The 19022-nt window shown below is 40.5% G+C and carries 16 protein-coding genes and 3 tRNA genes; 4 read left to right on the top strand and 15 right to left on the bottom strand.

What is annotated here, in order from left to right:
• Nucleotides 1–93: 93 nt before the first annotated feature.
• From clpX to H5164_RS02940, 6 genes are all read right to left on the bottom strand, one after another.
• Nucleotides 94–1374, bottom strand: coding sequence for an ATP-dependent protease ATP-binding subunit ClpX (clpX, locus tag H5164_RS02965; RefSeq protein ID WP_124016406.1), 1281 nt, complete (start codon nucleotides 1372–1374; stop codon nucleotides 94–96).
• Nucleotides 1375–1504: 130 nt separating this feature from the next.
• Entirely contained in the window at nucleotides 1505–2116 is a 612-nt protein-coding gene (gene clpP, locus H5164_RS02960; RefSeq protein WP_182754674.1) for an ATP-dependent Clp endopeptidase proteolytic subunit ClpP, read from the bottom strand.
• A 91-nt stretch (nucleotides 2117–2207) separates the two neighbouring features.
• Nucleotides 2208–3512 carry a trigger factor gene (gene tig / locus H5164_RS02955; protein WP_124016531.1) on the bottom strand — a complete coding sequence of 435 codons (1305 nt, stop codon included), beginning with the start codon at nucleotides 3510–3512 and terminating at the stop codon, nucleotides 2208–2210.
• Between the two features lie 392 nt (nucleotides 3513–3904).
• A tRNA-His gene (locus tag H5164_RS02950) sits at nucleotides 3905–3980 on the bottom strand.
• Between the two features lie 8 nt (nucleotides 3981–3988).
• Nucleotides 3989–4065: transfer RNA gene (locus H5164_RS02945), tRNA-Arg, on the bottom strand.
• An 86-nt stretch (nucleotides 4066–4151) separates the two neighbouring features.
• A tRNA-Pro gene (locus tag H5164_RS02940) sits at nucleotides 4152–4228 on the bottom strand.
• A 290-nt stretch (nucleotides 4229–4518) separates the two neighbouring features.
• Here H5164_RS02940 and folD point away from each other — a divergent pair.
• On the top strand, nucleotides 4519–5373 hold the full coding sequence (gene folD, locus H5164_RS02935; protein WP_182697030.1) for a bifunctional methylenetetrahydrofolate dehydrogenase/methenyltetrahydrofolate cyclohydrolase FolD: 855 nt from the start codon (nucleotides 4519–4521) through the stop codon (nucleotides 5371–5373).
• A 71-nt stretch (nucleotides 5374–5444) separates the two neighbouring features.
• On the opposite strand, the gene cysS is transcribed toward folD, so the two are convergent.
• On the bottom strand, nucleotides 5445–6824 hold the full coding sequence (gene cysS, locus H5164_RS02930; RefSeq protein WP_182754672.1) for a cysteine--tRNA ligase: 1380 nt from the start codon (nucleotides 6822–6824) through the stop codon (nucleotides 5445–5447).
• 143 nt (nucleotides 6825–6967) lie between these two features.
• Between cysS and H5164_RS02925 the strand changes: the two genes are divergently transcribed.
• Both H5164_RS02925 and H5164_RS02920 read left to right on the top strand, forming a co-directional pair.
• Entirely contained in the window at nucleotides 6968–7462 is a 495-nt protein-coding gene (locus H5164_RS02925; protein ID WP_124016402.1) for a peptidylprolyl isomerase, read from the top strand.
• A gap of 2 nt (nucleotides 7463–7464) precedes the next feature.
• Nucleotides 7465–8190, top strand: a complete 726-nt coding sequence (locus tag H5164_RS02920) for a UDP-2,3-diacylglucosamine diphosphatase (protein ID WP_182754670.1) — start codon at nucleotides 7465–7467, stop codon at nucleotides 8188–8190.
• 64 nt (nucleotides 8191–8254) lie between these two features.
• Here the strand turns inward: H5164_RS02920 and miaE are convergent, their stop codons facing one another.
• On the bottom strand, nucleotides 8255–9022 hold the full coding sequence (miaE, locus tag H5164_RS02915; RefSeq protein ID WP_182754668.1) for a tRNA isopentenyl-2-thiomethyl-A-37 hydroxylase MiaE: 768 nt from the start codon (nucleotides 9020–9022) through the stop codon (nucleotides 8255–8257).
• Between the two features lie 355 nt (nucleotides 9023–9377).
• Between miaE and H5164_RS02910 the strand changes: the two genes are divergently transcribed.
• Entirely contained in the window at nucleotides 9378–9974 is a 597-nt protein-coding gene (locus H5164_RS02910) for a Yip1 family protein (protein ID WP_124016399.1), read from the top strand.
• Nucleotides 9975–10039: 65 nt separating this feature from the next.
• Here H5164_RS02910 and glnS read toward each other — a convergent pair whose 3' ends face one another.
• From glnS to H5164_RS02875, 7 genes are all read right to left on the bottom strand, one after another.
• Nucleotides 10040–11710, bottom strand: a complete 1671-nt coding sequence (gene glnS / locus H5164_RS02905) for a glutamine--tRNA ligase (RefSeq protein WP_182754666.1) — start codon at nucleotides 11708–11710, stop codon at nucleotides 10040–10042.
• Nucleotides 11711–11868: 158 nt separating this feature from the next.
• Entirely contained in the window at nucleotides 11869–14181 is a 2313-nt protein-coding gene (feoB, locus tag H5164_RS02900; RefSeq protein WP_182754664.1) for a Fe(2+) transporter permease subunit FeoB, read from the bottom strand.
• Complete coding sequence (locus H5164_RS02895) at nucleotides 14174–14413, bottom strand: FeoA family protein (protein ID WP_011638067.1); 240 nt, start codon at nucleotides 14411–14413, stop codon at nucleotides 14174–14176. The genes feoB and H5164_RS02895 overlap by 8 nt, the downstream gene beginning before the upstream one ends.
• Nucleotides 14414–14609: 196 nt before the next feature.
• The gene (locus H5164_RS02890) at nucleotides 14610–15146 is read right to left on the bottom strand and encodes a GNAT family N-acetyltransferase (protein WP_182722124.1); all 537 of its coding nucleotides are present in this window, start codon (nucleotides 15144–15146) and stop codon (nucleotides 14610–14612) included.
• Nucleotides 15147–15215: 69 nt separating this feature from the next.
• Entirely contained in the window at nucleotides 15216–15494 is a 279-nt protein-coding gene (locus H5164_RS02885) for a peptidylprolyl isomerase (protein ID WP_124016395.1), read from the bottom strand.
• A 93-nt stretch (nucleotides 15495–15587) separates the two neighbouring features.
• Nucleotides 15588–17417 (bottom strand): DUF885 family protein, encoded by a 1830-nt coding sequence (locus tag H5164_RS02880; protein ID WP_182754662.1) that lies wholly within the window; start codon nucleotides 17415–17417, stop codon nucleotides 15588–15590.
• Between the two features lie 356 nt (nucleotides 17418–17773).
• A complete protein-coding gene (locus tag H5164_RS02875) occupies nucleotides 17774–19021 on the bottom strand; it encodes a tetratricopeptide repeat protein (protein ID WP_124016393.1) in 1248 nt (415 codons plus the stop codon).
• Nucleotide 19022 lies beyond the last annotated feature (1 nt).

Raw genomic sequence — 19022 nt, 5'->3', positions numbered from 1 at the left:
TATATTGGGGTGATGTTATCAGTTTCAATGGTCAATACGAAAAAAGGAGTCCAATGGACTCCTTATTTTTCAACTTACTAGTTATCAGTACAATTATTGCTCGCCTGAAGCGGCCAGAGTCTCTGTATTTTCGTAAATCAAAATTGGAGCTGATTCACCTTTAACAACGGATTCATCAACAACCGCTTTAATCACTCCCTGAGTCGATGGAATATCGTACATGGTATCAAGCAAAATGCTTTCTACAATTGAACGTAATCCACGTGCACCCGTTTTACGTGACATCGCTTTTTGAGCAATCGCTTGTAATGCATCATCACGGAACTCAAGTTCGACATTTTCCATCTCAAATAATGCGCTATATTGCTTGGTTAACGCATTTTTAGGCTCAGATAGAATTTGTACCAGTGCAGCTTCGTCTAACTCAGTTAGCGTAGCAACAACAGGTAAACGACCAATGAACTCAGGGATCAAACCAAATTTCACTAAATCACCAGGCTCTACTTGGCTTAGTATTTGTGAAATGGTGGCTTTATCCGCCTCGCCTTTTACTTCTGCACCAAAGCCAATCCCGGTTCCTGTGTGAGCTCGTTGTTCAATGACTTTTTCAAGTCCAGCGAACGCACCACCACAGATAAACAGAATTTTAGAGGTATCCACTTGCAAAAATTCTTGCTGTGGGTGCTTACGTCCGCCTTGTGGAGGAACAGAAGCTACCGTGCCTTCAATTAGCTTCAGTAGCGCCTGCTGAACACCTTCACCCGACACATCGCGAGTAATTGAAGGATTGTCAGATTTGCGACTGATTTTATCAATTTCATCGATATAGACGATACCGCGTTCAGCTTTTTCAACGTCGTAATCACACTTTTGCAGTAACTTTTGAATGATGTTTTCAACATCTTCGCCCACATAACCTGCTTCGGTTAGCGTGGTTGCATCTGCCATAGCAAAAGGAACATTGAGTGAGCGTGCCAGTGTTTCAGCTAATAATGTTTTACCACTACCAGTTGGACCTAATAGCAAGATATTACTTTTACCAAGCTCAACACCGTCTTTTATTGCGCCATTACGTAAACGCTTGTAATGATTGTATACCGCAACAGATAGCACTTTTTTAGCTTGATCCTGACCGATTACATAGTCATCAAGATGTTTGCGTAGCTCATGCGGTGTCGGCAACTTGTCTTCATCACGCTTAGGTGAAATCTCTTTGATTTCTTCACGGATGATGTCATTACATAAATCAACACACTCATCACATACATAAACTGATGGGCCAGCAATCAGTTTTCTGACTTCATGCTGACTTTTTCCGCAAAAAGAGCAGTACAGCAATTTGCCGCTGTCACCGTTATTTTTGTTATCGCCCATTATTCTACCTCTGTTTCCAACTTAGGTTAACCCTAAGCGCTGCTTGTAGATACTTATCATAACCACATAGATGACTTAACGTCTTTCAGTACAGAATACCTGAAAGATTAGAGAAAATCAGCTATCGGTTTTAGCCGCGACTTGTTAGTAATGAATCGACAATACCATAATCAACAGCTTGAGTAGCACTCATGAAGTTATCACGGTCAGTATCGCGTTCAATGATTGCCAACGGTTGGCCAGTATGATCAGCCAACATTTGGTTTAATTTATTCTTGATGCCTAGGATTTCCTGAGCATGAATGGCGATATCTGATGCTTGACCTTGGAAGCCACCTAATGGCTGATGGATCATCACACGAGAGTTAGGTAAGCAATGACGTTTACCTTTAGCGCCGCCGGCGAGTAAGAATGCACCCATACTAGCAGCTTGCCCCATACACACTGTACTGACATTAGGCTTAATAAACTGCATGGTGTCGTAGATCGCCATACCCGCTGTAACTGAACCGCCAGGTGAGTTAATGTACAAATAAATATCTTTATCTGGGCTTTCTGACTCTAGGAATAATAACTGAGCAACAATAAGGTTAGCCATGTGTTCTTCTACTTGGCCAACTAAGAAGATGACTCGCTCTTTTAATAGACGAGAGTAAATATCATAAGAACGTTCACCTTTAGCTGTTTGTTCAACAACCATAGGTACAAGAGCATTGAGTACTGATTCTGGTGCTTTATGCATTATTCATTTCCCTAAAAATAAAAATGGCCCGCATGAGGAACCTCATACGAGCCATTATAAATGGCGAACCACTTGTTAAGTCAAGCTTAGCTTACGCTCGTCCAGTAGCCTTGTTCATAAATTCTTCAAAAGCAACGTCTTTAACGGTTACTTTTGCTGATTTTAACAATGCTTCAACAGCTTGCTCTTCAAGCGCTACGTTGCGCATGTTTTGCATGAGTTCTTTATTTGAGTTGTAGTATGAAACAACTTCAGATGGATCTTCATACGCTGAAGCCATAGATTCGATCAATGCGTTAACACGATCATCTTCAGCTTTTAGCTCGTTAGTCTTAATCACTTCGCCTAGTAGCAAACCGATTTTAACACGACGCTCTGCTTGCTCAGTGAAAAGTTCAGCCGGAAGTTCAGGCATATTTTCAGTTTGGCCACCAAAACGCTGCATTGCTTGTTGACGAAGCACATTCACTTCACCTTCAACAAGTGCTTTAGGGATAGAGATGTCATTTGCAGCTAATAAACCAGTAATAACTTGCTCTTTCACATTCGCTTTCAGCGCTTGCTCTAGTTCACGAGTCATGTTTTTACGGATTTCAGCTTTAAGTGCGTCTAAGCCACCTTCAGCAATACCAAACAAAGAAGCAAACTCATCATTCACTTCAGGTAAGTTAGCTGCTTGAACTTCAGTTAACGTAATAACGAACTTAGCCGCCTTACCTTTTAAGTTTTCAGCATGGTAATCTTCAGGGAAAGTCACTTCGATTTCGAATTCATCACCCGTTTTATGACCAATGATACCGGTTTCAAAACCAGGGATCATACGATTGCTGCCTAATTGAAGTTCAAAATCATCAGCTTTTCCGCCTTCAAATTCTTCACCATCAATAGAACCAATGAAGTTCATTTTAACTTTGTCGTCAGCTGTAGCTTCACGTTCAACAGCAGCAAAAGTAGCATGTTGCTTACGTAACGTTTCAATCATTACATCAACGTCTGCATCATTAACTTCAGCTTTAGGCTGTTCAACTGCAATGCTATCTAAACCCGTTAAAACAACTTCTGGGTAGATTTCAAATGTTGCAACGAATTCGAAAGAATCACCTTCAGTTGAACCAGGAGTAAATACTGGTGCGCCTGCTGGGTTTAACTTCTCAGCTACAATAGCTTCTATAAAGTTGCGTTGCATCACTTCACCAGTGATGTCTTGACGAATGGCTTTACCATAACGCTTGTTGATTTCGCCGATAGGCACTTTACCTGGGCGGAAACCTGGAAGACGAGCACGCTTAGCTTCACGCAATACATTGTCTTTAACCAATTTCTCGATTTGCTCAGCAGGTACAGAAATAGTTAGGCGACGCTCTAGGCCTTGAGTTGTTTCAACAGAAACTTGCATTTTTTTACCTCGAAATATGTCTAACGTTCTTTGAATGGTCGACAACTCAACCATTAGGTATTCGTTTCTTGACTACGGGTTTAGCTCTGATACCCAGCACAGCGATAATATCGATGCTGAAGACGCTGTTGGTATAGGTAGCTTATTTTTGATATTTATCAAGACGCGACATTATAGCTACCGTTTTTAACAGAGTCGAGCCTGAAAAGGTCGATTTACGTGATAAAAGAGCTAACTGATGGTCAATTTTGATGTGTTTGCACGTTTAATGCGCGAAATGAGTTTTTATCAGATTGGATATGGATTGCAGTAAATCAACTATGGTAAACAAATACATTTATCAGCAACACAATGAGTGTCTCAAAATACACGTTGATTTGAACAGAAAAAAATGGGGTGACTGATGGGGCTCGAACCCACGACAACCGGAATCACAATCCGGGACTCTACCAACTGAGCTACAATCACCATTGAAATGGTACGCCCGGCAGGATTCGAACCTGCGACCACCCGCTTAGAAGGCGGGTGCTCTATCCAACTGAGCTACGGGCGCATAGTTACAGCAATAAGCTGTTTCCTGTCTGGCTGAACAAGTTTACTTGTTCTATTACTCGCTACTATAGCAAATAACATTTAATTTGGTCGGTGATAGAGGATTCGAACCTCTGACCCTCTCGTCCCAAACGAGATGCGCTACCGGGCTGCGCTAATCACCGAAATCTTACTTTGTTTTCGAAATGTTTATTACTGCTATACAGTAACCTTGTTGTCTCGAGAACGGAGCGCATCTTAACTAGTCACCTTGATATCGTCAACGATTTTTTTAACTCTGGATGCTATATGACGAATTTAGCAGCAAAAACCATGATTAGCATCATAGCGCGAATAGTTTATTCACTGTATTTTCATCGTCTAGCAAATGACACTCTTCATTGCGCCTGCTAGAATAACCGCCGTTCGACCATCGACTTCAACACCTGCGTCACTCAAAGGAAACTCTACAGCCATGACTGCTCAACTTATTGACGGTAAAGCCATTGCACAATCTATCCGCACCACACTAAAACAAAAAGTAGCACTTCGAAGACAAGCTGGATTCCGCGCGCCAGGTCTTGCGGTTATTTTAGTGGGCAGTGATGCCGCATCTCAAGTCTATGTCGGCAGTAAACGCAGAGCTTGTGAAGAAGTCGGTTTTGAATCTCAATCTTTTGACCTGGACACAAGTACAACCCAAGCTGAACTATTAGCGTTAATCGATGAGTGTAATGCTAATCCCAATATTGACGGGATCTTAGTACAACTTCCTTTACCTGATCATATTGATGATTCAAAAGTCATTGAGCATATTCGTCCAGATAAAGATGTTGATGGTTTTCATCCATACAATGTTGGCCGTTTAGCTCAACGTATCCCGGTTCTGCGCTCTTGTACGCCGATGGGGATTATGACGTTAATCAAGTCTACCGGTATTGATACTTACGGTTTGGATGCTACTGTTGTCGGAGCGTCGAACATTGTCGGCCGTCCAATGACACTGGAACTCTTATTAGCTGGTTGTACTACAACCACCTGTCATCGTTTTACCAAAAACTTAGAGCAAAAAGTGCGTCAAGCCGATTTATTGGTTGTTGCTGTGGGTAAGCCTGGTTTCATTCCTGGTGAGTGGATAAAACCTGGCGCTATTGTGATTGATGTCGGTATTAATCGCTTGGAAAACGGCAGTTTAGTCGGTGATGTGGAATTTAATATTGCCGCCGAAAAAGCCGCATTTATAACTCCGGTTCCTGGCGGCGTTGGTCCAATGACCATTGCGAGCTTATTAGAGAATACTCTTTATGCTTGCGAGCAGTATCATAGCTAGTCCAGCTGGCTGCGGATGAATAATAAAAAAGCCTGCTATTGCAGGCTTTTTTGTTTTATGGGCAAACTAAATTACTTTTTACGCCATGTCGTTCCGCTAGGGCCGTCTTCTAACACAACGCCTAACTCATTTAAGCGATCACGCGCGATATCGGCTGCAGGCCAATCTTTTTCAGTTCGGGCACGGTTACGCTCAACAATTAGTGCTTCAACTTCTGCCACTTCATCGTCACTGCCCTCACCCTTAAAGAAAGCCTCAGGCGTTTGGCTGATAAGACCAAGTACATCGGCTAATTGCTTCAAGCTGACACCTAATGCCGATGCAGCTGCCATATCGGTTATTTTAAGACGATTAATTTCACGTACCATATCAAATAAAACCGAATAGGCTTCAGGCGTATTAAAATCATCATCCATAGCAGATTTGAATTTGGCAACAAACGCTTCAGCAGGCGCGGCGTCGACAGTCAAATCTAAATCTTTAATGGCTGTGTATAAACGCTCTAATGCTGCACGTGCTTGCTTTAAATTATCTTCAGAATAATTTAACTGGCTACGGTAATGACCTGACAATAAGAAATAACGTACAGTTTCAGCGTCATAATGCTTAAGCACGTCACGAATGGTAAAAAAGTTGTCTAATGATTTAGACATCTTTTCACGGTCAACCATCACCATTCCGGTGTGCATCCAGTAATTTACATAAGGCGTGTCATGGGCACAGCAAGACTGCGCAATTTCATTTTCATGATGTGGAAACTGTAAATCAGATCCGCCACCATGAATATCAAAATGTAAACCTAGATGCTTACTGTTCATGGCAGAACATTCAATATGCCAACCTGGGCGACCAGGACCCCAAGGTGATGCCCATGTAGGCTCACCGGATTTAGACATTTTCCATAGCACAAAATCCATAGGATTGCGTTTAGCATTATCAATCTCAACCCGAGCACCAGCTTGAAGTTGGTCAAGGTTTTGCCCAGAAAGCTGGCCATATTGAGGGAACGACGCAACACTAAATAATACATCACCATTACTGGCAACATAAGCATGGTCGCGATCAAGCAAACGCTGAACCATATCGATAATTTCTTCAATATGTAACGTAGCTCGCGGCTCAAAATCAGGTCGTTTCATGTTCAGCGCATCAAAATCTTGATGCATTTCGCCAATTAAACGCTCAGTAAGTGACTCACATGACTCATTATTTTCAGCAGCACGTTTGATAATTTTATCATCAACGTCAGTAATATTGCGCTGAAAGTTCACCTCATAACCTATGTAACGTAAATAACGTACTATCATGTCAAACGAAACAAAGGTACGCCCGTGACCAATATGACATAAATCGTAAATGGTCACGCCACAGACGTACATTCCGATTTTACCTGGATTTATTGGTTTAAATTCTTGTTTATCACGGCTAATACTATTGTAAATCTTCAACATCGATTGTTCTCTTTTACACTAATTTATAACGGTAAATGTTAATGCAGATTCTAACATGATGTCACCTGTTTTGAACACTGCACTTTAAGCGGCAGTTAAGATAAGTTAGAATCGCGCAAATTAATATTTTCAAGTGAGATAACATGATTACTTTACATACCAATATGGGCGATATTACTTTACAACTAAATGAAGAAAAGGCGCCTATTACTGCCGCTAACTTTATGCAGTATGTTGAAGATGGCTTTTTCGAAGGTACTATTTTTCACCGTGTTATTGACGGTTTTATGATCCAAGGTGGTGGTTTCACTGAAGACATGAGCCAAAAAAGTGTTAAAGCATCAATCAAAAACGAAGCTAGCAACGGTTTATCTAACCGCAAAGGCACTGTTGCAATGGCGCGAACCTCTGATCCTCATTCAGCAACTGCACAGTTTTTCATTAACGTCAAAGACAATACGTTCCTTGATTTTAAATCAGAAACCTCGCAAGGCTGGGGTTACTGTGTGTTTGGTGAAGTCGTTGAAGGGTTAGACATCATTGAGCAAATCAAAAATGTCCCAACAGGAAATAATGGTATGCATCAAGATGTACCATTAGAAGCTATTGTGATCAAAAGCGTTAGCGTTAAAGCGTAATTTTGAAAACAACAATCTTTGTGGGCGATTTGCACTTAAGTGCTGATCGTCCCGATATTACTCAAGCCTTCGTGTATTTTCTAAATCATGGTTTAGACGATGCTGAAGCGCTTTATATCATTGGCGATCTATTCGAAGTGTGGATGGGTGATGATATTGCTGAGTCATTTAGTGTTGCTATCGCTGATGCAATCAAAATGGTATCAAACACGCTACCTGTATACTTTATTCATGGTAACCGTGACTTTATGGTGGGTAAACAATTTTGCCAACGAGCAGGCATGCAAGTATTACCTGAAGTGTATTGTATCGACTTGTACGGTGTGAATACTGTTATCTTGCATGGTGATAGCCTTTGCACACTTGATGTTGACTATCAGCGATTCAGACGCTTTAGAAGCTTTAGAGTCGTGCGCTGGTTATATGCTCGCTTACCTAAAAAGACACGCTTAAACATTGCTGCAAAAATTCGTCAAAAAAGTGTCCAAGGTAATCAACAAAAACACTACGAAATTATGGATGTTGAACCAAGCGCAGTGACTGCTCTGCTGGCGAGTACTGGCTGCCAACGCATGATCCATGGTCATACGCATCGTCCGGCGATTCATCAATTATCTGTAACACATCAACGCGTAGTAGTGGGCGACTGGTATACTCAAGGTAGCGTCTTAAATGTGAATGAACATGGGTGCGAGTTAGTTACACTGCCCTTCTCAGACACCAAATAGGCTCACTTGTGATAATGATGACACATTATCTGTGAGCCTTAATGAGATGCGCTCAACCATTGAGCTATTGACTCGGTACACCACTGTGAAAACGAAATTCGCTGTCCTCAGCCAAAATCAATCTCTTCTCAATTTGTCGAAAGTAATCAATTCGTTCGCTGATATTAACGCCTGCTATATCTTGAGCAAGGGCTAAATAATCTTGAAAATGCCGAGCTTCAGAACGAAGTAATGAGGTGTAAAACTTAGCCAGCTCATCATCTAAGTGTGGCGCAATTTTAGCAAATCGCTCACACGAACGCGCTTCAATAAACGCCCCAATAATTAATTTATCAATAATGGTCAGTGGCTCATGGGTTCGCACATGAATGATCAATTGCCTGGCATAACCCCCTGCGCGAATATTACTGTAATCAATACCTCGTGCCGTCATAATCTGTAGTACTTGTTCAAAATGATGGAACTCTTCTTTGATCAGGCGCACCATTTTACTCATGACATCAGCACTATAAGCTAAGTGCTCATTGGCGACTAATTCACTAGTGATATCATTCTTTTTACTATCGCGAGCCAAAAAGGCATGTGCGTCACGGTCTTGTTGGTAAACAAAATCCTCGTAGGGCTTTGCCCAAGCCTTTAATAGATGAGCGCTACTTTTATCAATCGCATATTTGCGGATCATTAAAATAGCTGTTTGCGCAGCTTTGAGCTCGCAGTTGCAATGGTCAATAAGCAATTGGATTAATTGCGACGGTTGTTTTGCTTTTTCAACCCAAAGGTCTGGGGTCTCACAACCTAAAAAGTCATGAATTGGCGCAAGTAATTGCTGCATAGAATGAATAACTCAGTCAAGAATCTACGCTCAGTTTACCTGTAGAGTGATCATTTCTGAAGCCAAAAACGTAATACTCCTTGACGAAAGTCTATTTATGTTCAATAAATAAGCTAAGCATCTAATTTAACGCTTTTATAACAGATGCAATCGATCACCTTAAATGATGATTCTAGTGTGGGATAGGGTCATAACTGAACAACATAGATATTGGCAACGATGGAATGAGTTTACTGCCAATACAAAATAGGTTGTTAAGTTGATGTGGACTGATTAAGGCGATGGATAAAAAGCTGTAGTCAGTTCGTCGTTGTTTGGCGAGCTAGGTCAAAAATGCTAAACAAGGATAACGATAATGGTATTGAATCACTTAATGGGGCTTTACACTCATCCGAAAAAAGAGTGGCAAACAATTGAAAAAAATCATGAAGCACTGAAAAGCAGCTTGAGTCATATATTGCTTATTGCGCTCATTCCTGCCGTTTGTGCTTATTTTGCAACGGCTCATATTGGATGGCATCCAGGCGTCGGAGAACCACTATTTCTGACATCACAAAGCGCACTATTAATGTCAATTGCGATGTATTTTGGCTTAATTATTGGCGTTCTGGCACTCGCCTACTTAGCTTTTTGGATGGGTAGAACATTTGATGCAGATCCAACCTATACTCAAGCGCTCGAATTGGCTTCCTATACTGCAACCCCCTTATTCATGGTCGGTCTTGCAGCACTCTATCCTGTATTATGGTTCATAATGGTCATTGGATTAATCGGATTATCCTATTCGGTGTATCTGCTCTATGCAGGAGTGCCCATCATTATGAATATACCTGAAGAAAAAGGTTTTATTTATGCCAGCTCAGTTGTTACAGCAGGTTTAGTATTACTGGTTGCACTGATGGCAAGTAGTGTCATTTTATGGAGTATTGGTTTAGGCCCAATGATGCAATAATCATTTAGTTAAAAATATAATAAAAAAGGCGCTTAAAGCGCCTTTTTTGTATCATTCAACACTCATTAAGCAAAGGTGTCTCTTAACGGTACCGTTAAGTTAAATACTAAGTGATCAGCGCTGGAATCTTTACTGTCTGCGCAGAAATAACCTTCACGCTCAAACTGATAAGATTTCTCAGCAGGAGCATTGACTAAACTAGGTTCCACTAGGCCATTTAACACCACCAAAGACTGTGGATTAATGACCTCATCGACAGTTTCAAATGTCGCAGGATTTTCTTTGGTAAATAGACGATCATAGATACGAAACTCAGCTGGTTTCGCCGTTGCCGCGTCAACCCAATGAATCACGCCTTTAACTTTACGGCCATCGGCAGGGTTTTTACCTAAAGTATCTACATCGTAACTACAATAAACGGTAGTGATATTGCCATCAGCATCTTTATCACAACGTTCAGCTTTGATGATGTAAGCATTACGTAGGCGGACTTCTTTACCGAGTACAAGACGTTTGAAATGCTTATTAGCCTCTTCTTTAAAATCTTCTACATCAATAAAAAGTTCTTTGCCAAAAAATAACTCACGAGTGCCCATAGCCTCATTATTAGGATGAGCAGGCGCCGTAATGGCTTCTGGTTGTGCATTAGGATAGTTTTCAATCACGATTTTAATCGGTCTTAAAACAGCCATTGCACGAGGGGCATGTTCGTTAAGCTCTTCACGGATACACGCATCTAGCATGCCTACTTCGACTAAGTTTTCTTGTTTAGTAACGCCTATACGCAAGCAAAACTCTCGAATTGATGCAGGAGTATAGCCGCGACGACGAAGGCCAGCGATAGTTGGCATACGCGGATCATCCCAACCGTCGACTAAGTTACGGGTAACTAAATCGTTTAATTTACGTTTAGACATCAGAGTATATTCAAGATTTAAACGCGAAAACTCATATTGACGAGTACGGTTTGGTGCTTGAAAATCATCTAAATGATCCAGTACCCAGTCATATAAGCGGCGGTTATCTTGGAACTCTAACGTACAAATCGAATGGGTGATATTTTCGATCGCATCAGAAATACAATGGGTGAAGTCATACATTGGATAAATGCACCACTTATCACCTGTTTGATGATGGTGAGCAAAACGGATACGGTAAATAATAGGATCGCGCATGCACATAAATGGCGATGCCATGTCTATTTTTGCGCGCAGAGCACATTCACCTTCTTTGAATTCGCCTAGACGCATTTTTTCAAATAATGCGAGGTTCTCTTCAACACTAGTATCACGATAAGGGCTATTTTTACCCGGCTCTTTTAACGTACCACGATGTTCTCTGGTTTGTTCCCCATTTAAGAAACAAACATAAGCGAGACCTTTGGTGATTAACTCAACGGCATACTGATGTAATTGGTCAAAATAATTTGATGAATAACGGATATCGCCAGACCATTCAAACCCTAACCAACGCACATCTTCCTGAATAGACTTAACATAGTTAATATCTTCTTTTTCAGGGTTAGTATCATCGAAACGTAAGTTACATTGACCTTGGTAATCTTTTGCGATACCAAAATTCAAGCAAATAGATTTAGCATGGCCAATATGTAAATACCCGTTTGGTTCCGGTGGAAAGCGTGTATGTACTTGGCTGTGCTTACCGCTTTTTAGGTCTTCGTCTATGATATTACGAATGAAGTTACTTGGACGTACTTCAGTGTCCATATGACTCATGGAATTCCTCTTGGCGCACAATGGCAATATGAATAAAAATAGATGATCCTACAGATCTTATGTAGTTACAACTCCTAGGCTTGAAAAAGTTAACCCGATAAAGCAAATAAACCCAGCTTTGCTGGGTTTATCGAGTAAATCAAAACGTTTTAGCTTAACTACTCAGTGATGATGCGTATTCCAGGAATAATTTGTTGAGCCTTTCTGCCCTTTTTGTTTAACCAAAAATAAAAACCAATCAAAGCCATAACAAAAAAGCCGATCCAACTGGCAGATTGCAGAGGATGCTGAGTAAAGGTAGCCCCTTGATATACAACTGTAGCTGAGCCGTAGGCTAATGAGAATGTCCAAATAGCAGCAAAACGCGCCCATTTGGTACCAAACTCATGCACCAAAGCTCCCATAGCCGCCACACACGGGGTATAAAGCAAAATAAATAACAAGTATGAGAACGCCGCTATCTGACTTTTAAAGCCCGTTTGCAGCGCACTGAAGGTCGTAGAGTCAACAGATAATGCGATGGCAGCTTCATCTAAATCACTAATACCCGCGATAGCAATCGATAATGGATCACCAGCCTCAATACCAAGTAAATTTGCAGGAATAGTGGCTAAACCTATTTTGACGCTATCCCAAATTGAAACCAGTTCAACTTGTTCGCCTTCATCATTGCTATATAAACTATTCAATGTACCGACGACAGCTTCTTTAGCAAAAATACCGGTGATAATACCTACAGTTGCCGCCCAGTTATCTTGCTCTATTCCCATAGGCCTAAACAATGGGGTAATTTGTTGACTGGCAACACTGAGCATAGATTCTTTACTATCTTCATGTCCAAAGGAGCCGTCAGTACCGATAGCATTGATAAAGTTAAGCAGTGTGACGACGATAATGATAGTTTTACCTGCGCCCATAATAAAGCTTTTAGTGCGTTTCGTGGTGCGAGAGAAAACCGCTTTAGATTTAGGCATTTCATAACTTGGCAATTCCATGACAACAGCGCTACTGGTTCCAGGCAAAACTGTTTTTCGTAATAATAACCCAGTACCAATCGCGGCAAAAATACCAATAATGTACAGTAAAAATACTAAATTTTGACCAGACTGCGGGAAAAATGCCGCGGCAAATAATGCATAAACCGGTAGCCGAGCACTGCAAGACATGAATGGCGCCATCATTCCAGTAACGATACGTTCACGCTCACTGCCTAAGGTTCTCGTTGCCATAATGGCAGGCACCGAGCAACCAAAACCAACAATCATAGGCACAAAAGCTTTACCCGGTAAACCAATGCGACGCATTAGACCATCAACAACAAAAGCTGCTCGAGCCATATAGCCTGAGCCTTCAAGTACCGAGAGAGCCAAAAATAGTGCGGCAACAACAGGAATAAAGGTCGCAACAGTTTGAATACCTTGGCCAACGCCGCCAGCCAAAATGGTTACAATCCAATCTGGCGAGCCTATTGACGACAACAAGGCACCAAAATGATCCACAAAAATAGCGCCAGCAGTAATATCAAAGAAATCAATAAATGCATTACCAACATTAATACTAAATAAAAACATTAGGTACATGACAAACAAGAAGATAGGGATACCTAGCAGTGGATGTAACACGACTTTATCAAGCCTATCGGTGACACTAACATGTGTGCCAGTACTTACTGATGCCTCAAACACCTGTTGAACAAAATCATAACGGGTGGTGGCGATCATAATATCGATATCTTGACCGGCTTGTTCAACCCGTTGAGTACACTGTCTTACCGTGTCATGTAATTGGGTTTCACTTGAACCACAGTCATTACCATGGCTGTTAGCTAAAATAGCCAGTGCTTGTCCACGACTTAGCTCTGCAAGTCCTTGTGCATCATTTTGTATCTGTAAAGCAATAACACTTGCTTCTATATCAGCATGATACTGCAATAATAAAGATGCTGCGGTATTACCTTTTTTCAATAATGACAATAGTTCAGTTTGTAGATGCTTAACATCGGCTTGATTTCGAGAGCAAATTGCAATGACAGGACAACCGAGGCGGACCGACATGTCGTCAACATTAATGTTAATCCCCAGCTTTTTCGCTGCGTCAATTTTATTAATGACAACGATAATAGGAATGCCTAACTCACGTAATTGGGTAGTCAAATACAGATGACGCTCAACATTGGTTGCATCAACTAAGTTGATGATAGCGTCCACTTGTTGGTTTGAAAGATACGCTTGCGCAATTTGTTCATCGAGTGAACAATCACAACTATTTCCGGCTGGTAATAAATCATAAATACCGGGTAAATCGGTGAGAAAAATATCTATACCAGAGTCACTAAACTTCCCAGTCTTCTTTTCTACGGTAACACCGGACCAATTACCCACCTGCTGGCTAGCGCCAGTAAGGGCATTAAAAAGAGTCGATTTACCCGCGTTTGGATTGCCCACAGTGACACAATGAAATTGTTTAGTCATTTTTTAGAACTACCTCGATAATATCGGCTAAATCACAACGCATACATAGTTTACTGCCACGTAAATCTAACTCAACACCCGAGCCCATAGGGGCACGGCGAATAAAATGAAAACGAGTGTTGGGAGTAATGCCCATGGATAACAATTTACGTTTAACCGTTTGCGGTAAAGTTAATTGACCGATTTCAGAAATAATTGCCTGATCACCTGGCTTAAGTTCACTCAGCTTCATGTCACACTACCTTCAACAACATTAATAACGCTAAAAATTTTATCTGAACTGAACCAGTCAAACTCAAATCTAGATCAAAGTTTCACTTGTTAACGAGAATAGTTTTCAGTTGTATTACGTATTATGTGACAAATGCACGCTAGAATATAGTACCAAGAAGATTTAATTTTATTTAAAGACGCGATGAGTAAAAGCGTTACTCTCTTTGCGCTGTCAACAATCCCATGTAGCAATCATCTGACCATATTTGATCAATACAGTTATTATGTCTTAACGTTCCTTCAAGAATGAAACCGACTTTCTCAAGGACTCTACGTGAAGCGGTATTGTGTTGGTCACAAATACCGATGTATTTATGCATATTAAATTGCAAAGCTCCCCAGTCGGTTACGGCTCGCAAGCTTTCAGTAGCGAATCCAAAACCGTGCTTTTCTGGTGCAATAAGGTAACCCACCTCTGCTCTGTTTAATTGAGCATCATCACATCGAAAGCCAATAAGGCCGACAAACTCATTCGTGTCGATCTGCTCAATGACCAGAGATAACCATTCACCAGATTCAAATTGCCAAGCGGCTTTACGTTGCTCAAATTTAGCAACGATATCTGACTCAGATTCAATACGGCGAATATATTGATTTATATCTTTATCGAGGTGCAAGCGAAGAAAGTTCGGCCAATCCTTCGTTTGTAAATTTCGTAATATCAACCGATCGCTAAAAAGATTTATGTCCATACACCCTCTATTTCTTATCAAGAAAAATGGCAGCCTAGGCTGCCATTTTTGATACTTAATTAATATACACTAGGCGCGACTAGTCACTTCAAGTAAATGATAACCAAATTGAGTTTTTACAGGTCCTTGAACAACATTTAACGGCGCACTGAACACTACTTCGTCAAATTCTTTGACCATCATGCCAGGACCGAAAGAACCTAAATCACCACCCTGTGCTCCAGACGGGCAAGAAGAGTTTGCCTTAGCAATCTCAGCAAAATCGGCGCCGGCTTCGATCTGTTGCTTAAGTGTTTCACATTGTTCCTGATTACTCACAAGTAAGTGTCTAGCTGTTGCTTGTACCATGATATGGCTCCTATAAATGTAATATCTACTAAAAAATAACACTAACATAATGACAAAATGATGACACCATTTAGTCACCAAACTTGTGCAACATTATTTGGTTGATTCAGATTGAATCCAATCAGCAATCTTGTTTTCCATCACCGCCATAGGTAAAGAACCTGACGTTAACAACTGGTCATGAAAAGCTTTAAGGTCAAACTTGTCGCCAAGCGCTTTTTCGGCATCAGCACGCAACCTTAAAATTGTCAGTTGCCCCACTTTGTATGATAAGGCTTGACCAGGAATTGCCATATAACGCTCTACTTCAGCAATGATATCGGACTCTGCCATTGGTGAGTTGTCCATCATGTATTGAATAGCTTGCTCACGACTCCAACCTTTGGCATGAAGACCTGTATCAACCACTAATCGCATAGCTCGAAGCATTTCATCTGATAACTTACCGAAATACTGATAAGGGTCGTTAAAGAGGCCCATTTCAACACCTAAATACTCTGAATACAGTGCCCAACCTTCTTCAAACGCAGTATAACCTTGGAAGCGTTGAAATTGCGGTACCTCGGTCAACTCTTGCTTAATTGAAATCTGAAAGTGGTGACCAGGTGAAGCTTCATGCAAAGAAAGGGTTGTCATTCCCCATTTCGGCTGCGCTTTTAAGTTATAAGTATTGATATAAAAGATCCCCGGACGAGAGCCATCCACAGCAGGAGATTCATATGATGCACCTGCTGCTGACTGTTCACGGAAACTTTCTACTGGTTTAACAATATAATCGGCCTTTGGCATCACATTAAAATACTGCGGTAACACCTGATTAATTCTATTTTTAATGGTCATATAACCATCAATTAAATCTTGTCTATCTGTAAAGAAATACTGAGGTTCTGAAGATAAAGAGGCAAAAAATGCCTTTAGATCACCGCTGAAACCAACTTGTACTCTAACTTTGTCCATTTCGGATAAAATACGCGCAACTTCAGATAATCCAATTTGATGTATCTCATCGACAGGCAAAGTGGTAGTTGTGTGACTATTGGCTAAATGCTGATACCAGTCTTTACCATTAGGTAATCCCCACCAACCATCAGAAGCACGGGAGTTTGGTAAATAATCATTCTTTACGTAATCACGCAACTGAGTTAAAGCAGGTAATAATTCGGCATTGATGAGTTGAGTATACTCAGTAGTAAGTTGTGATTTTTGTTCCGCAGTAAAATCATCTGGTAGCAAGTTTATCGGTGAATAAAATATACTACTCTGTGCATCCGTAACAAGTTGAGCATCTAACTGAGGAATGATGCGCTCCACAAGTACTCGTGGTAATACGACTTTGCTAGCGATGCCCTCATCCATTCGTTGTTGGGCAAGCTTGGTCCAGTTAATAAATCCACGTAAACGAGCCAACCAATTTTGATAATCTTTTACCGTCTTAAATGGTTGAGCACTTTCACCACTTCCTAACTGAACCATAGTAAATACTGTGCTATAAAACTGGTTAATTGGTAAGAAATATTCAGGATAAGTTTCGCCAATAAGCTCCATATTTCGATCGTAGATAAACATGTCGTAACTGAGTTTAAGTGAAGCAGGAAGCTTATCAACATCAATAGTTTTGGCTTGACTGAAATATTGACTATTCAACTCATGACGAGCCTTTAAGTATTCATCAGTTAATGCACCACCAAATTGATCGTTATAATCATTTACGCCTACAAAAGTGGCATAAATTGGTTCAAGCTTAAGTTGATCATTAAAAAAATTATCTACCATAGCTAAATACTGCTCAGAGACAGATTGAGGCATAACGGCTGCGCTAGGCTCTGAAGTGGTTTTAGATACAGACGTAACCGTTGAATTGTCAGAACAACCTTGGGTAGCTAGGAGTAAGGACACAGTTAACGCCAACAATGTTTTATTCATTTTTATTATTCCTTAAACACAAATTAACTCACGCCTTGTTATCCTTAAAAGGTCAAAGGCTTAATATAAAGATGACGATGTATCACAGTACAGTTTTTAATCTAAACAACATTATTAACCTTGTACAATAATGTCATTGTAACTTTGGCTTGCTCGACAAGAAACTAAACTTCACTAAAAACACACAAACTAACAATTAATCGGTAGTGAATATGTACTGATATGCATTTACAACTATGATGACAGACCGCTAAACATCGGAATAAAAACCATTTCAAAGACATAACCAATTGATTTAATATTTTTTAATAGCTAATAAAAAAGCCCCTAGAAGGGGCTTTTTTTGCGAGCTTAAATTAAAGCGCTACGTTGTGAATCCGAGCTTTTTCTTTGATGTAAGAAATATAGCTCTTAGCACTACGTTCGGTCTTCTTATCATTCGCGGCAAGCACCGCACGATTATAAGCAGACTTGTACTTTTTCAGGCTTAAGTATGCTAAAGCTAGCTCAAACTGAGCTTCACCCGGATTATCGATGCCTGCATCAAGTGCTTTTTTAAACACAGGAATAGCGTCATCGAACTTTTGATCTAAAGCAAGAATGCGACCTTGTTTTAAATACAAATCACCCTTATTACTAACGGCAGCGGCTTTTCCATAATAGAAAGCGGCTTCTTTTAGCTCTTTAGCATTATGATAAAAACCAGCAAGGGTTGATAAGCTCTTCTCGTTTTCAACAATAAGACCAGACTTTAAATGCTTTTCGAAAATGGTAGCAGCTTTGTAAGGCGAACCTTTTTGTGCTAACAACTGAGACAAACGGGTAATGTTACTGTCTGTCTCTAAAAAGCCATTCTTATAGGCTAAATCATATGTTGCAAGTGACTTATCATAATCTTCAGTCATTAAGTAAAACTGAGCTAACTGTACCCAGAGACGTTTATCGTCTTGGAACAAAGGCACCATAGTTTCTAATACTTTTACGGCTTCTTTGTATTTTTTCTGGTTAAAGTAAGCGGTTAACTTCATCTGATATAGGCCCTTGTCAGGCGATTCAGCTAAAGATAAACCTTTGTCAGATACTTGAAGGACTTTATTCCAATCTTTTAACTCAGTGTAGGCAATACCAATACGGCGATACATTTGCGAATCAGCCTTACAGGTAAAATCCATCCACTTGTAGTAGTAAGGAATAGCCTCTTTAAACATTTTTTCCTGGAGTAATAAATCAGCATACAAACGCATTGTTGCAGCATGATCGGTACCACCAAGAATATCAGCGTCAACAGCAGTCTTTAAATATTTGATTGCTGTCTTCATCTGGCCTTTTTCGGCATAGAAGTTACCTAACATACGATCGACATAAGCTTTATCGAAATCGTTTTTAGCATTAGCCTCAAGCAAAATTGAAATAGCTTGGTCTAAATTTCCTTCAGTGTATGCTTCAAAAGATTTTTGAACTTTTTTTGCAGCGCTTTCGCCAACAGCACGAGATTGACGTTTATCAATTTCACACTTTTCAGCAGCCACTACAGAGTTTGACAATAGTGCGCTTCCACAGACTGAAAGTAATAACGCTGTAGCGATACTAGTAACTTTACGCATT

Origin of the sequence: Shewanella sp. SG41-3 (assembly GCF_014164545.1) — a bacterium.
Lineage (GTDB): Bacteria > Pseudomonadota > Gammaproteobacteria > Enterobacterales > Shewanellaceae > Shewanella > Shewanella vesiculosa.
This window is presented reverse-complemented; position numbering and strand designations above follow the sequence as displayed.

What these genes read in the sequence shown, in the direction of transcription:
- clpX (WP_124016406.1), bottom strand. Translation starts at nt 1,374, where the DNA reads ATGGGCGATAACAAAAATAACGGTGACAGCGGCAAATTGCTGTACTGC.
- clpP (WP_182754674.1), bottom strand. Translation starts at nt 2,116, where the DNA reads ATGCATAAAGCACCAGAATCAGTACTCAATGCTCTTGTACCTATGGTT.
- tig (WP_124016531.1), bottom strand. Translation starts at nt 3,512, where the DNA reads ATGCAAGTTTCTGTTGAAACAACTCAAGGCCTAGAGCGTCGCCTAACT.
- folD (WP_182697030.1), top strand. Translation starts at nt 4,519, where the DNA reads ATGACTGCTCAACTTATTGACGGTAAAGCCATTGCACAATCTATCCGC.
- cysS (WP_182754672.1), bottom strand. Translation starts at nt 6,824, where the DNA reads ATGTTGAAGATTTACAATAGTATTAGCCGTGATAAACAAGAATTTAAA.
- H5164_RS02925 (WP_124016402.1), top strand. Translation starts at nt 6,968, where the DNA reads ATGATTACTTTACATACCAATATGGGCGATATTACTTTACAACTAAAT.
- miaE (WP_182754668.1), bottom strand. Translation starts at nt 9,022, where the DNA reads ATGCAGCAATTACTTGCGCCAATTCATGACTTTTTAGGTTGTGAGACC.
- H5164_RS02910 (WP_124016399.1), top strand. Translation starts at nt 9,378, where the DNA reads ATGGTATTGAATCACTTAATGGGGCTTTACACTCATCCGAAAAAAGAG.
- glnS (WP_182754666.1), bottom strand. Translation starts at nt 11,710, where the DNA reads ATGAGTCATATGGACACTGAAGTACGTCCAAGTAACTTCATTCGTAAT.
- feoB (WP_182754664.1), bottom strand. Translation starts at nt 14,181, where the DNA reads ATGACTAAACAATTTCATTGTGTCACTGTGGGCAATCCAAACGCGGGT.
- H5164_RS02895 (WP_011638067.1), bottom strand. Translation starts at nt 14,413, where the DNA reads ATGAAGCTGAGTGAACTTAAGCCAGGTGATCAGGCAATTATTTCTGAA.
- H5164_RS02890 (WP_182722124.1), bottom strand. Translation starts at nt 15,146, where the DNA reads ATGGACATAAATCTTTTTAGCGATCGGTTGATATTACGAAATTTACAA.
- H5164_RS02885 (WP_124016395.1), bottom strand. Translation starts at nt 15,494, where the DNA reads ATGGTACAAGCAACAGCTAGACACTTACTTGTGAGTAATCAGGAACAA.
- H5164_RS02880 (WP_182754662.1), bottom strand. Translation starts at nt 17,417, where the DNA reads ATGAATAAAACATTGTTGGCGTTAACTGTGTCCTTACTCCTAGCTACC.
- H5164_RS02875 (WP_124016393.1), bottom strand. Translation starts at nt 19,021, where the DNA reads ATGCGTAAAGTTACTAGTATCGCTACAGCGTTATTACTTTCAGTCTGT.